This window comes from Amycolatopsis lurida, from assembly GCF_900105055.1.
GTDB lineage: Bacteria > Actinomycetota > Actinomycetes > Mycobacteriales > Pseudonocardiaceae > Amycolatopsis > Amycolatopsis lurida.
This window is the reverse complement of the sequence record NZ_FNTA01000004.1, coordinates 4,303,287-4,317,201: the sequence shown is the minus strand read 5'-3', so window position 1 is coordinate 4,317,201 and position 13,915 is coordinate 4,303,287. Positions and strand designations below refer to the sequence as shown.

Annotated in this window: 13 protein-coding genes; 4 read left to right on the top strand and 9 right to left on the bottom strand. The window is 68.1% G+C overall.

All coding sequences use genetic code 11. From position 1 onward, the window contains the following. Positions 1 to 57: 57 nt before the first annotated feature. Together BLW75_RS25615 and BLW75_RS25610 are read right to left on the bottom strand one after the other, a co-directional pair. On the bottom strand, positions 58 to 1,242 hold the full coding sequence (locus BLW75_RS25615) for an MFS transporter (RefSeq protein WP_034312363.1): 1,185 nt from the start codon (positions 1,240 to 1,242) through the stop codon (positions 58 to 60). Positions 1,243 to 1,317: 75 nt separating this feature from the next. Next, on the bottom strand, positions 1,318 to 1,782 hold the full coding sequence (locus BLW75_RS25610; RefSeq protein ID WP_034312360.1) for a MarR family winged helix-turn-helix transcriptional regulator: 465 nt from the start codon (positions 1,780 to 1,782) through the stop codon (positions 1,318 to 1,320). Between the two features lie 372 nt (positions 1,783 to 2,154). On the opposite strand from BLW75_RS25610, the gene BLW75_RS25605 reads away from it, so the two are divergent. From BLW75_RS25605 to BLW75_RS25590, 4 genes are all read left to right on the top strand, one after another. Next, the gene (locus BLW75_RS25605) at positions 2,155 to 3,258 is read left to right on the top strand and encodes a globin domain-containing protein (RefSeq protein WP_034312358.1); all 1,104 of its coding nucleotides are present in this window, start codon (positions 2,155 to 2,157) and stop codon (positions 3,256 to 3,258) included. Between the two features lie 448 nt (positions 3,259 to 3,706). Further along, positions 3,707 to 4,807, top strand: a complete 1,101-nt coding sequence (locus BLW75_RS25600) for a globin domain-containing protein (protein WP_034312643.1) — start codon at positions 3,707 to 3,709, stop codon at positions 4,805 to 4,807. A gap of 160 nt (positions 4,808 to 4,967) precedes the next feature. Further along, on the top strand, positions 4,968 to 5,720 hold the full coding sequence (locus BLW75_RS25595; protein ID WP_034312356.1) for a lytic polysaccharide monooxygenase: 753 nt from the start codon (positions 4,968 to 4,970) through the stop codon (positions 5,718 to 5,720). Beyond that, positions 5,705 to 6,313 carry a DUF305 domain-containing protein gene (locus tag BLW75_RS25590; protein WP_241783612.1) on the top strand — a complete coding sequence of 203 codons (609 nt, stop codon included), beginning with the start codon at positions 5,705 to 5,707 and terminating at the stop codon, positions 6,311 to 6,313. Before BLW75_RS25595 ends, BLW75_RS25590 begins: the two co-directional genes overlap by 16 nt. A gap of 162 nt (positions 6,314 to 6,475) precedes the next feature. Here BLW75_RS25590 and BLW75_RS25585 read toward each other — a convergent pair whose 3' ends face one another. The 7 genes from BLW75_RS25585 to BLW75_RS25555 form a co-directional block, all read right to left on the bottom strand. After that, the gene (locus BLW75_RS25585) at positions 6,476 to 6,904 is read right to left on the bottom strand and encodes a heat shock protein transcriptional repressor HspR (RefSeq protein ID WP_034312642.1); all 429 of its coding nucleotides are present in this window, start codon (positions 6,902 to 6,904) and stop codon (positions 6,476 to 6,478) included. Between the two features lie 5 nt (positions 6,905 to 6,909). Further along, on the bottom strand, positions 6,910 to 8,082 hold the full coding sequence (gene dnaJ / locus BLW75_RS25580; protein WP_034312352.1) for a molecular chaperone DnaJ: 1,173 nt from the start codon (positions 8,080 to 8,082) through the stop codon (positions 6,910 to 6,912). 33 nt (positions 8,083 to 8,115) lie between these two features. Next, positions 8,116 to 8,871, bottom strand: a complete 756-nt coding sequence (grpE, locus tag BLW75_RS25575; RefSeq protein WP_034312349.1) for a nucleotide exchange factor GrpE — start codon at positions 8,869 to 8,871, stop codon at positions 8,116 to 8,118. Further along, the gene (gene dnaK / locus BLW75_RS25570; RefSeq protein WP_034312347.1) at positions 8,868 to 10,739 is read right to left on the bottom strand and encodes a molecular chaperone DnaK; all 1,872 of its coding nucleotides are present in this window, start codon (positions 10,737 to 10,739) and stop codon (positions 8,868 to 8,870) included. Before dnaK ends, grpE begins: the two co-directional genes overlap by 4 nt. 167 nt (positions 10,740 to 10,906) lie before the next feature. Continuing rightward, positions 10,907 to 12,313 (bottom strand): alpha/beta hydrolase, encoded by a 1,407-nt coding sequence (locus tag BLW75_RS25565; RefSeq protein ID WP_034312345.1) that lies wholly within the window; start codon positions 12,311 to 12,313, stop codon positions 10,907 to 10,909. Further along, positions 12,310 to 12,981: a DUF4097 family beta strand repeat-containing protein gene (locus BLW75_RS25560; RefSeq protein WP_034312344.1), complete on the bottom strand. Its 672-nt coding sequence runs from the start codon at positions 12,979 to 12,981 to the stop codon at positions 12,310 to 12,312. Before BLW75_RS25560 ends, BLW75_RS25565 begins: the two co-directional genes overlap by 4 nt. A gap of 28 nt (positions 12,982 to 13,009) precedes the next feature. Next, entirely contained in the window at positions 13,010 to 13,777 is a 768-nt protein-coding gene (locus BLW75_RS25555) for a DUF4097 family beta strand repeat-containing protein (RefSeq protein WP_034312341.1), read from the bottom strand. Positions 13,778 to 13,915: the final 138 nt, after the last annotated feature.

Below are 13,915 nucleotides of genomic sequence, written 5' to 3'. Positions count from 1 at the left end.
TGTCGACAGGTACAACGTCAGCAAAGTTGAGTCTGTTCCGCTCAACCTTGAAAAGTTTCAGCCCCCGGTCGGGGACACGGCCTCCACGGGCAGGCGCGGGCCCACCCGGCCGAGGCCGACGACGGCCGTACAGGCGCACGCCGCCACGAGCACCCACGGGATCCAGACTGCCACGGAGAACAACGCCACGACGGCCGGAGCGATCACCGCCGCGAGCGTGAACGCGTACTGGAAGGCCGCCAGATACCGGCCCCGCGCCTCCGGCGGCGCCGCGGCTTCGGCCAGCGCCCCGGAGCGCGGCCCGAAAGCGAGATCGCCCGCGGCCAGCACGAGGGTCGCCCCGAGCAGGTAAACCGGCTGGAAGACCTTCGGCACGAACACCACCGCGAGGCACGCCAGGCACCACACCGCGAACAACGCCGAGCCCGCGCGCATGGCGGCGATCCGGGTCAGCTTCCGGGTGAGCCGCAACCCGACGACTCCACCCAGACTGGTGACGACGGTGAGCAGCGCGATGATCGCGCCGGGGAGCCACCGGGGGCCGTGCAAGGCGTTGAAGACGTACACCGGCATCCCGATGAGAAAGAAGTCCATCGTGAGCGCGAAGAGGCCGCTGAACACGATGAGCGCCAGGTACGGGCGGTTCCGCCAGACCCGCGCGGACCCCGAGCGGCACGGCAGGCGCCGAGGGGCCGGGGTGACCAGCGTCGAGAGGATGGCCGCGGCGACGACGAAGGTCGCGACGTCGACCATCACGGCGACGTACAGACCCTCGCGCCCGATCCACACCAGCAGTCCGGCCGCCGCGAGCCCGCCGAGTCCGAAGCCGGCGGAGCGGACCATCGCGGCTTCGGCGAACGGCCGGTCCTTCGGTCCTTCGCCCGCGACGTCGGCGATGAGCGAGAACTGCGAGCTGTAGAAAAGCTGCTGCCCGGCCGCGAGCATGACGGACGCGCCGACGACACCGGCGAACCCGTCGGCCAGCAGGAAGGCGCTCGTTCCGGCGGCTTGCAGGACGTGGGAGCAGATCATCACCGTCCGCGGGCCGATCAGGTCGACGAGGCGACCAGCGATGGCGGGAACGAGCAGACCGCCGAACGCACCGAGAGTGACCGCGGTCCCCGCTTCGGCGAGGGGCAGACCCACCACACGGATGACGAAGACCAGCCCGAGCGGAAGGAAGAGTCCCGAGCCGAAGTTGTCGATTCCCAAGGCGACCAGCAATGCGACCCGGTTACGCACTGATACGACGCTACCGTCGTCACGGCGCTACGAAAGGTCCGTTCAGTCAAGACCGGCGGGTAGGAACGGCCGCCGTCAAACGTCGCATGTCCGGACGGACAGGGCCGCTCGGACGTCCGCGTTCATCTCCGCCAGCCGCGTGGTCAGTTCGAGGACCTTTTCGTCGTCCCAGTCACCGAGCGCGCGCTCCATGAACTCCAGATATCCGGCCCGCCTGCGGCCCAGTTCCGCGCGTCCGCGCTCGGAGATGCTGATGATCGACGCGCGGCCGTCCTCGGGCGCGGGACGGCGGTCCACCATGCCCGCCGCGGACAGCTGGGAAATTTGACGACTTATGACCGAAAGGTCCACAAAGCGTCGTTTGGCCAATTCCGATGGGCGCGCTTCGCCGTGCTTCGCCAGGTCGGACAGCAGCATCGCGGCCGCCGGGTGCAGACCGGGATCGTCCTGCCAGGCCTGCATTATCCAGGCGTGCTGCAGCTGGGAGGCCGCCTTCAACTCACGCATCAGTTCGACCCTGGCGTCGTCGGCGGAGCTCATCGGTGCCTCCTGGCTACTTGTACAGTACAACTTTATTCGGCGACACTTGCGTAAGACAACTATTTACCTCGTGAGATCGCCCACTGCCGACCGGTTTCCAGTACACCCGTCCGGAGCAACGATGCGGGCAAAAGGGCTCTCGGCGGCTAGTCTCGCGAACGAGCCGGAACCAGCCGACCGGCCCGACAGCCACTGACCGGAGAGGTGAATGATCGGTGAATTCTTCTCCAGTGGATCCTCGTCCGTGAAATTGGGGAACTGTCTTCCGGCATGCGCTACCCGATCAGCGACTCCCAGCCCGTGACGGCCGACGCGGTCAGTCCGGTGCCGCGGTCCTCGGCGCCGAGAGAAGCCCCGCCCGCGGTCACCGCGATGGTGCGGCTCATCAGGGACACCTGGGCGAAGTCGGAGCCCTTCATCCCGGAGATCTCCCAGTTCTTCTACGGGATGCTGTTCACCCTCGCGCCGGCGACCCGCGACTTCTTCCCGATCAACATGGAGGTCCAGCGCGGCAGGCTGGTGCGCGCGCTGGTCCACATCGTGCAGATGGTCGACCGGCCCGACGACCTCGTGCCGTTCCTGACCCAGCTCGGCCGCGACCACCGCAAGTTCGGTGTCATCCCGCGGCATTACGAGGCCGTCGGCACCGCACTGCTCGCCTCGCTGAAGAACCACCTCGGTCCGGACTGGACACCGGAGGTCGAACGGGCCTGGGCGGAGGCGTTCACCATCGTCGCCCGCGCGATGCAGGAGGCCGCCGCGGCCGACGTCAACCCGGCGTCGTGGTCGGCCACCGTCCTCGAACACCGGCGGCTCACCTGGGATCTCGCCCTGGTCCGCGTCCAGCCCGAATTCCCGGTGCCGTACCAGCCCGGTCAGTACATGAGCGTCGAAGTCCCGCAGCGGCCGAGGCTCTGGCGCTACCTGTCGCCGGCGAACGCGCCGCGCGAGGACGGCGGCATCGAGTTCCACGTGCGCGCCGTCGACGGCGGCTGGGTGTCCCGCGCCATCGTCAGCCACACGCAGCCCGGTGACGTCTGGCGGCTGGGGCCGCCGCTCGGCAGGCTTTCGGTCGACCGGACCGACGGCCGCGGCGTCCTGATGATCGCCGGTGGTACCGGTATCGCGCCGCTGCGTGCCATCCTGGACGACCTCGCGCAGTGGGGCGAGAACCCGAAGGTCCAGCTGTTCTACGGCGGACCGTCGCGTGAGGACCTTTACGACCTCGACGAGCTGCGCGCCCTCGCGGCCACGAACCCGTGGCTCACCGTGACACCGGTGGTCGAACACGGTGAAGAGGCCCCCGGCTGTGTGCAGGGCACGCTCGCGGAAGCCGTTACACAGCAGGGATCCTGGCCGGGGCATCGGATCCTCGTCGCCGGTTCGCCCGCGATGATCCGCGCGACGGTGTCCCGGATGCTGGTCGCGGGCAGCGCGCTCGACCAGATCGCATACGACCCCTTCACCATCGACTAGGAATTCGATTCCACAATGGTGATCAGCCGCGGGGCGCATACCGTTACGTGACGCGGTAATCACGGAGAAAAACCCACCCGATCGGCGGATCACGCTTTCCGGCCCCGGTGGCGAAAACCACTGGTGAGCAAGGAAATTCCCGCCCGCTTGATCACCTTTACTTAGTGCCAGACGGTGCTGACGGCGCGTATATCGTTTGCTCCGTTCGAGCGGGAAACAACCATTCGTGGATCCTTTCGCGACGTTCGGGCATACAGTCGGGAACCCTCGGGGGAACACGAGCACGATGACATCGGGTCTGGAGAATATGCCCGATCCAACTGGAGAAAATCGTTCACCCATGACTGCCGAAACAGTGAAGTACGAGCATCCACCCAGTTCGTCGAGATCTTCACCGATTCCCGTTCCGCCCTTGATCGAAACGCCGTCGGCGGACAAGACCGTCGAGATGGCCAAGCTCATCAGGGAGAGTTTCGCCGCCGTCGAAACGAAGGCCGAGGAGCTGTCCCAGTACTTCTACGGCGTGCTCTTCTCCGTTTCGCCGGACGCCAGGGCGCTGTTCCCGATCAACATGGCCACGCAGCGAAATCGTTTGCTGCGCGCACTCGTCTACGTCGTCCAGATGGTGGACCGGCCCGACGAACTGGCCACGTTCCTCGGTCAGCTCGGCCGTGACCACCGCAAGTTCGACGTCCTCGGGCGCCATTACGACGCCGTCGGCGTCGCGCTGATCGCCGCGTTGAAAAGGTTCCTGAAGGACGACTGGACACCGGAACTGGAAGACGCCTGGGTCACCGCGTACGGCGTCATTTCGAAGAACATGCGCGAAGCCGCGGGCAAGGAGATCGGCCCGGCGTGGTGGAAGGCGACCGTCGTCGAGCACCGCCTCGCCTCCCGCGACGTCGCCGTGATCAAGGTCCGCACCGACCAGCCGCTCCCGTACCGGGCGGGCGGTTACGTCAGCGTCGAAGTCCCGCAGCGGCCGCGGATGTGGCGGTACTTCTCGCCTGCCACCGCGCCGCACGACGACGGGACGATGGAGTTCCACGTGCACGCCGTGCGCGGCGGCTGGGTCTCCCGCGCGATCGTCCACCACACCCGGCGCGGCGACGTCTGGCGGATCGGCCCGTCGCTCGGGGCGCTTTCGGTACAGCGCACCGAAAGCCGTCCACTGCTGATGGTCGGCGGCGGCACCGGCGTCGCGCCGCTGCTCGCCCTGCTCGACGAAATGTCGCGCTGGAAGAACAACCCACCGGTGCACCTGTTCTTCGGCGGCCGCCGACCGGAAGACCTCTACGCACTCGACGAGCTCCGCGGGCTGACCGTCACCTGCCCTTGGCTGACGGTGACCCCGGTGACCGAGGAAGGCACCATCACCGGCGGCGACCGCGGCACGCTGGCCACGGCGGTCACCCAGCGCGGTGCCTGGAAGGAGCGCGACGTATATGTGGCCGGGTCGCCGTCGATGATCCGGGCGACGATCGCGAAACTGCTCGCCGCGGGCACGGACCTGGCGCGGATCAAGTACGACCCCTTCACCCTGGACTGAGGCGATGCGTCCTTCGTATTAGGCCGATCGGCTGTTCCACCTGGTCTCGACGCAGCAGTAGGTCAGTGAATCATTGACCGGGATCACCGGCGGATTTATGGTCTAGACCACATTGCTCCCCCTCACGGGAACACCGTCGTTCCATCCCCCAGGAGCCGGCATGACCGTCAAACGCAAGCTCGTGGCAGCCGCCGCCGGTGCGATCCTCGCCCCGATCGCCATCGTGGCCGTCCCGCAGGTGGCCAGCGCCCACGGCTACGTGCTGTCCCCGCCCAGCCGCCAGGCGAACTGCGCCCAGGGCAAGGTTTCCGGCTGCGGTGCCATCGTCTACGAACCGCAGAGCGTCGAAGGCCCCAAGGGGCTCCGCAGCTGCAACGGTGGTCTCCCCGGATTCGCCGAGCTCAACGACGAATCGAAGCCGTGGCCCGCCGCGTCGGTCGGCAACAGCGTGACCTTCAACTGGAAGTTCACCGCCTACCACCGGACCACGAACTACGAGTACTACATCGGTGGCACCAAGATCGCCGACATCAGCGGGAACAACTCCGCGCCGAAGGACCCGACGTCGCACACGGTGAGCCTGAACGGCTTCAGCGGCCGCCAGAAGGTGCTCGCCATCTGGAACATCGCGGACACGCCGATGGCCTTCTACAGCTGCATCGACCTGCAGATCGGCGGCGGCAACCCGCCCACGACCAGCAACCCGCCGACCACCAGCAACCCGCCCACGACGTCGAATCCGCCGACCAGCACCACCAACCCGCCCACCGGCGGCACCTGGGCGGCCGGGACGTCCTACTCGGTCGGCAGCACGGTGACCTACGGCGGCGCCACCTACCGGTGCCAGCTGGCGCATACGGCGATCCAAGGCTGGGAACCGCCGAACACGCCCGCGCTGTGGACACGCCAGTGAAGCTGGCCCTCGTACTCGTCGCCGGTCTCGTGGCCCTCGCGGGCTGTGGGGCCGGCGACGGCTCACCCCCCAACGCCGGCGCCCCGCTCTCCCCGGTCCCCCAGTCGGCGGCGGCGTCCACGCAGTACAACGACGCCGACGTGATGTTCCTTCAGATGATGATCGCCCACAACGACCAGGGCGTGGAGATCGTCAAACTGGTGAAGACCAAGCAGGGGCAGAAGCAGGAGCTGACGAATCTGGCGGCCGCCATCGAGGCGACGCAGCAGACCGAGACCACCGACATGCGGAACTGGCTGAAGGCCTGGGGCAAACCCGAGACGGGATCGGCGGATCCGCACGCGCACCACCATCACGGTGGTGACGGGCTCACCGACAAGGGACTGCTCGAAGCACTGTCCAAAAAGGACGGCGCGGAGTTCAGCCTCGACTTCGCCGACATCTTCGTCGCGCACCAGCACAACGGGGTCGCGCTGGCGAGGACCGAACTGAAGGACGGCAAGAACCCGGAGGCGAAGGCGCTGGCCCAGCGGATCATGGACTCGCGTACCGGCGAGGTCCAGCAGATCCGGACCCTGGTCCCCGGCCAATGACGCAATTCGTCACCTACTGACGCCGCGGGTTCGTCTTCCCCCGCAGGTTTCGCGTGCTTGAAGCCGTAACTCGCGTGATCGAAGCCGTCATTCGCGTGATTGAAGCCGTAACTCGTGAGTTACGGCTTCAATCACGCTTGTGTCGTACTCGGTCACGCGAGACTAGGTGCGTTTCTTGGGCTTCCAGACCACGAGTGCCGTCTGCTGCCGCAGCGGGACGAGATCCTTGCGGTAGGAGGCGTGCACGGCCGCGGCCGTCTGTTCGGCGGCGACGTACGCCGCGGTCAGTTCCTCGGTCAGTTCGGCGATCCGGGCACGGAGCGCGTCGACCTGGTTCTCCAGCTCGATGATCCGCTTGATGCCGGCGAGGTTGACACCGTCCTCTTGGGACAGTCGCTGCACTTCGCGCAGCAACGCGATGTCCCGCATCGAGTAACGCCGTCCACCGCCGGAGGTCCGGCCCGGCGACACGAGACCCTGGCGGTCGTAGGACCGCAGGGTCTGCGCGTGCAAGCCGGAAAGCTGCGCCGCCACCGAAATGACGAACACCGGGGTGTCCTCGTCCGCACCGTGCGGCAGCCCGCCGAACATCGTGCTCACCTGCCTTCGAGAAGTTCGGTGATCTCCGGTCGCGGATCGTGGTCGGCCATGGCCTCCGCGTAGGCCTCCAGCGCTTCACGGGCCTTGTCGTCCAATTTGGCCGGGATGGCCGCCTGCAGGGTGACCAGCAGATCGCCCTGCGAGCCGTCGCGTTTCGCGATTCCCTTGCCTCGCACCCGGAGCACGCGACCGCTCGCCGTGCCCTGCGGCACCTTCAGCGAGACCTTGCCCTCGAGCGTCGGCACGGTGATCGTGCCGCCGAGAGCCAGTTCCGTGAAGGACACCGGCACGGTGATCGTCAGATCGAGATCCTTGCGGCCGAACACCGCGTGCGGAGCGACGTGCACGCGGACGTACAGGTCACCCGGCTGCGCGCCGCCACGGCCAGGTTCGCCCTGGCCGGCCAGGCGGATCCGCTGGTCGTCGGCGACGCCCGGCGGGATCCGCACGGTCAGCGTGCGGGTGCGGGTGCTGATGCCCTCGCCCGCGCATTCCGGACAGGGATCGTCGATGATCGTGCCGCGGCCGCGGCAGTCACGGCACGGCTCCGAGAACGCGAACGCGCCCTGGCTCCGGCTGACCAGCCCGCTGCCCTGGCAGGTCGCGCACGTCCTCGGGGAAGTCCCCGGCTTCGCGCCGTTGCCGCCACAGGTGGAACAGGTCGCCGGGCTCGACAGCCGCAGTGGCAGGGTCGCGCCCTTGACCGCTTCCGCGAAGTCGATCCGGACGTCGGTCTCCACGTCCGAGCCGCGCTGCGGACGGTTCGCGGTGGCACCGGCAGCGCCGCCGCGGCGGCCGAAGAGACCGCCGAGGATGTCGCCGAGACCGCCGAAACCGCCCTGCTGCTGACCCGCCTGGCCGAAGATGTCGCCGACGTCGAAACCGCCGCCACCGCCCGCACCCGGAAAGCCGAAGCCGCCGGGACCGCCGGAGCCGAAGAGGCGGCGCGCCTCGTCGTACTCCTTGCGCTTGGACGTGTCGGAAAGAACGCCGTACGCCTCGGAGACCGCCTTGAACTTCTTCTCGGCCTCCGCGTTGCCCGCGTTGGCGTCGGGGTGGTTCTCCTTGGCCAGCTTGCGATAGGCCTTCTTGATCTCGTCCGCGGTGGCGTCGGAGGAGACGCCCAGCTCACGGTAGAAGTCCTTACCGATCCATTCCCGTGCACTCACCGAACGTCTCCTCCTTTCACGCCGTATCGCCGATCAGCGGTTGTTCTCATCGAAAAGTTCGCCCTCGAGCGGCAGCTCGCCGCCGACGGGCTGGTCCATCGGTTCAGTCGTGGAGCCGCCCGGCTCGTGGTCGGTGACCCCGACCAGCGCCGCACGCAGCACGCGTTCGCCGAAGCGGTAACCGCGGCGCATGACCGTGGTGACCGTCGGCCCGGCGACGTCCGGCGACGTGCTGTGCTGGACGGCCTCGTGCACGCTCGGGTCGAAGGGCTCGCCCTCCGCGCCGAACGCCTCGAGCCCCGACCGCTGCAGGCTTCCGACCAGCTTCTCGCCGACCGCCTTGAAGGCGCCCGTCAGATCGCCGTGCTGCTCCGCGCGCTCGAGGTCGTCGAGCAGCGGGAGCAGATCGTTGACGACCGACGCCTTCGCGCCGGCGACGACCTGCTCACGGTCGCGGTCCACGCGTTTCCGGTAGTTGGCGTACTCCGCCTGGAGACGCTGGAGGTCGGCGGTGCGCTCCGCCAGCTCCTTCTCCAGTCCGGTGGCCACCGACACCGAGTCGTCCACAATGGTCTCCCCGAGGCCGGGGCCCGCGTGTGCCGCGGGCTCCGGCTCTGCCGGGACAGCCGCCTCTTCGGCCGGAGCGGCGTGCTTCGGACCCTCCTTGGGTTCGGCCTCCGGGGCGGCCGAGCGGACCTCACCGGTCAGCGGATCGATCCGCCTACGGTCCCGCACGACCACCGGTTCCTCCGGGCCCTGGCCCTCGGTTTCGTCGTAGCGTCCGGTCACTTCTTGTCCTTCTCGTCCTCTTCGACGATCTCGGCGTCGACGACGTCGTCCGCCTTGGCCTGCGAGCCCGCACCCGCGCCCGCCGCACCGGCGGCGCCTTCACCGGCGGCACCCTCGGCGCCCGGGGTGGCGTTGGCGTAGAGCGCGGTGCCCAGCTCCTGCGAAGCGGTGTTCAGCTTCTCGATGGACTCGCGGATCTTCGCCGAGTCGGTGCCCTTGAGCGCCTCGTTGGCCTCGTCGATCGCGGACTTCACCTTGCCCTTGAGCTCGTCGGGCAGCTTGTCCTCGTTGTCCTTGACGAACTTCTCGGTCTGGTAGACGAGCGTCTCCGCCTGGTTGCGGGTCTCCGCCTCCTCGCGGCGCTGCTTGTCCTCCTCGGCGTGCGCCTCGGCGTCCTTGACCATGCGCTCGATGTCGTCCTTCGGCAGCGCGGAGCCACCGGTGATCGTCATCGACTGCTCCTTGTTCGTGCCGAGGTCCTTCGCGAGGACGTGCACGATGCCGTTGGCGTCGATGTCGAAGGTGACCTCGATCTGCGGCACGCCACGCGGGGCGGGCGGGAGACCGGTCAGCTCGAACATGCCGAGCTTCTTGTTGTGCGCCGCGATCTCGCGCTCACCCTGGAACACCTGGATCTGCACCGAGGGCTGGTTGTCGTCCGCGGTGGAGAAGATCTCCGAACGCTTGGTCGGGATCGTGGTGTTGCGCTCGATGAGCTTGGTGAACACGCCACCCTTGGTCTCGATGCCCAGCGAAAGCGGGGTCACGTCGAGCAGCAGGACGTCCTTGACCTCACCCTTGAGCACACCGGCCTGCAGCGCCGCGCCGACGGCGACGACCTCGTCCGGGTTGACGCCCTTGTTCGGCTCGCGGCCGCCGGTCAGCTCCTTGACCAGCTCGGACACGGCGGGCATGCGGGTGGAACCACCCACGAGCACGACGTGGTCGATGTCGCCGACGGCGACACCCGCGTCACGGATGACGTTGTTGAACGGCTTGCGGGTGCGCTCGAGCAGGTCCGAGGTGATCTTCTGGAACTCGGCGCGCGAGAGCTGCTCGTCGAGGAACAGCGGGTTCTTGTCCGCGTCCACCGTGATGTACGGCAGGTTGATACTGGCCGAGTTCGAGCTGGAGAGCTCGATCTTCGTCTTCTCGGCGGCCTCACGGATGCGCTGGAGCGCCATCTTGTCCTTGGTGAGGTCGATGCCGTTGGACGACTTGAACTTGTCGACCAGCCAGGTGACGATGCGCTCGTCCCAGTCGTCACCGCCGAGGTGGTTGTCACCGGAGGTCGCGCGGACCTCGACGACACCCTCGCCGATCTCCAGCAGCGAGACGTCGAACGTACCGCCACCGAGGTCGAAGACCAGGATGGTCTGTTCCTTCTCGCCCTTGTCGAGGCCGTACGCCAGCGCCGCCGCGGTGGGCTCGTTGACGATGCGGAGCACGTTCAGGCCGGCGATCTGCCCGGCCTCCTTGGTGGCCTGCCGCTGCGCGTCCTCGAAGTAGGCGGGGACGGTGATGACCGCGTCGGTGATGGTCTCGCCCAGGTACGCCTCGGCGTCGCGCTTGAGCTTCATCAGCACGCGGGCGCTGATCTCCTGCGAGGTGTAGGCCTTGCCGTCGATCTCGGTCTTCCAGTCGGTACCGATGTGCCGCTTGACCGACCGGATGGTCCGGTCGACGTTCGTCACGGCCTGGTTCTTCGCCGGCTGGCCGGTCAGCACTTCGCCGTTCTTGGCGAAGGCGACGATGGACGGGGTGGTGCGGGAACCTTCCGAGTTGGCGATGACCGTCGGCTCGCCGCCCTCAAGGACAGCGACGACCGAGTTGGTCGTGCCGAGGTCGATGCCGACCGCTCGCGCCATGGTGTGATCCTCCTGCTAGTTCGTGACCTGCACGTTTCAGCCCACCTTGAGCGGGCTCCACGCAAGTTGTATCGGGATGGTGGGGCTTCCGTCAAGCCGGACTTGAGTCACCCTCACTCAACCTTGCATCCGGCTCAACGAGCGGCACGACCGTCTTGTTCCCGGATCTACCGGCAGACCGTGCCAGGAGCGGGTGTGACACCGCTCACCAGGTACTTCACCTCTTCGGTGCGCACGCAAGCCGAGTTGAGCAGCCCCGTGTGCCCGTACCCGGCGTCGACCAGCAACGTCGAGTTCTCGATGTTCCGCGCGAGTCCCTTCGCCCACACCAGCGGCGTCGCCGGATCGTGTTCGCCGCCGACCACGAGGATCGGCGCCGTGCCCTGGACGCGCTGCGGCCGCGGCAGGTACGCCGAAGGCACCGGCCAGCCGGCGCACCCGCTCGCCATGTCCCAGAACTCCGAATACCGCCAGCCGTGGGGCGAGAGGGTCTTCACCAGCCCCTGCATCGCCCGCATGTCGGCGTAGGAGGTGAATGGCGAGCCGAAGTCATGACAGCCGATCGCGCGATACGCGCCGTAAGACGGGTCGAGCTGGGAGTACGGCACCAACCCGTCCGCGTTCCCCGCCGCCGCGGCCTCGATCGCCTTCGCGAGGTCCGGCCAGAACGCCGGCAGGATCAGGCCACCGTAAGCACCGGCCGCCAGCTCCTCCGCGGTCACGTTCCGTCCGAGCTGTTTCGACGGCACACCCCCGGGCGTCCGCATCAGCGCGTCGTAAGCGGCGAGGACGTCCTTACCGCGAAATGCGCAGTCGGCCGACGTCGTGCACCACCGCGCGAAGTCCTTGAGCGCGCTTTCGGTCGCGATGGCCTCCTCGAGGACCGCCTGCCTGGTCGGCCGCGAATGGTCGACCGCGCCGTCGAGCACCATCGTCCGGACGCGCTTCGGGTACTTCTCCGCGTATACGGCACCGAGTTCGGAACCGTAGGAGACGCCGAGCCAGTTCACCTTCGGCTCGCCGAGGGCGACCCGGATCGCTTCGACGTCGTCCGCGGCCCGCCAAGTGTCCACAGAGGACAACCCGGGCCCGGTCTTCTTCAGGCATTCGCCGCCCGAAGCGCGGTTGTGCGCGAGGAGCTTGTCGTAGTCGGCGCGGCTTCGCGGGAAGCGGCTGATCGCCGGATCGTGCAGCCCGGGCCCGCAGGTGATCGCGGGCCTGCTGTCGCCGACGCCGCGCGGGTCGAATCCGATGACGTCGAACCGCTGCCGCACTTCGGCCATTTCCGGCTGGTCCAGCGCGAAACCGCGGCCGCCGTACTTGAGCACGGTGACGCCGGCCCCGCCCGGCCCGCCCGGATTGGTCAGCAGCGAACCGACGCGGCGCGCGGGGTCGGTCGCGGGCAGTTTCGCCAGCGCGATCGAAAAGCCGTCGCTCACCGGCAGGCTCGCGCATTCCAGCGTCGGCGCGTACTCGGTGGCGCACGGCTTCCAGTCGATCCCGGACGCGGCGGACGCGGGCGGCGCGGAAAGCGGCAGCAAGGTCAGCGCGGTGATCGCGGCGAGCGTCTTCATACGGGCTTCACCGTGATCGAGCCGGTGCCGGCCTGGAGGTCCAGGACGTTCGCGGATGCCTGGTCCTGCCGGACGCCACCGGTCTCGACCTTGCCCGTGTCCGTCTTGGCGCGGACCTGGTACGCGCCGTCAGGGACGGACACGACGACCTTCCCCACCTCCGCGTTCGCGGTGACCGCGCCGGGCTTCGCGAGACCGACCTCGATGTCGCCGGTGCCGGTGCGCAGGTTCACCGGCCCCGACGTGTTCAGCACCTGGAAGTCACCGACGTCGCCCTTCAAGTCGACCGAAGCCGCACGCGCGAGCGTGACCTTGCCGGTGCCGATGAACCCGGAGACCGCCAGCTCGCGCGGCACCACGACGTCGTAGTCCACGCCGCACTGCTGGCAGCCGCCGAGGACCAGCGTGCCGTTCTCGACGCTGTGGGTCTTGCCGGGATTCTTGCCGGTGTACGTCACTTCGCGGCGCAGCGAGACGGGCGCGCCGTCCTCCACCCGGAGCGTGACCGCGCCGACCGGGACGTCCACCCGAATCGCGGTGACCTGCTCGGTGACGGGCGCGCCGTCACTCAGCTTCTCGTGGCTTTCGCCTGTGCAGCCGACGATCCCGAAGGCGGTCAGCGCGCCGAGAGCGAGCGCGCCGAGGACGCGCTTTTCCTTGTTACCCATGAGAAAGTGTTTCCCCCGATGAATTCCGTCAGGCCGCTTGGACCTTGACGCTTCCGCTGTCGGTGTTGAGATCGAGCCGGTGGGGTGCCGAACCGGACTGGTTCACGTCGATGTCGCGGTTGCCGCTGCCGGAGCCGCCGGTGACGTTGTAGTCGCCCGCCGGGACGGTGACCTCGACCGAACCGCTGTCGGTCCGTGCGGTGACGTCGGCGCCCTTGACCAGTTCGAGTTCGATGCGGCCGCTGTCGGTGCGGGCCTCGACGTTGCCGCCGAGCCGTTCCCCCTTGATGGCGCCGGACGCCGCCTGCACCGTGACGGCCTGCCCGATGTTCGCCAGCTCGACGCGGCCCGCTTCGGACCGCACCTTCACGGTGCCCGGCACGTCGGTGACGGACACGTCGCCGGAATCGACCATGATGTCCACAGTGGACATCCCGGCGATGTCGATCGCCCCCGATTCGAGCTTGCCCGAGACCGGAACCCCCGCCGGGACCACCACGTCGTAGCGGACCTCGCAGCTGGTGCCGCAGTCGGCGAGGACCAGGGTGTCGCCTTCCACGCGGAACGATTCGCCCGGTTTGTTCCCGCGGTACTGGAACTCCTGGTGGATCCGGACCGGCCCCTCACCGGTGCGGATCTTGACCCGGCCCTCGTCGTTGTCGATCCGAACGCTGCGGATCGGCTGGGTCACCTCCGAGGTGGCCTCCGCGTCGGACGGCCACCACCAGCCGAGGCCGGTGAGGACACCGACGCCGATCAACGCGATGCCTCCGATCGCGAGGAGTGGGCGCGCCATGGTCTTGAGTCCCTCCAGAGCAGGTTTTCGTGTAGCTCGACGCTAAGGGCAGCGCGCCGGGTTGGACATAGGGGTAACCCCCGGATTCGTCCCTGATCCCGCGCCGGGGTCCTCGGGGTCATAACCTGGCTCCGTCAT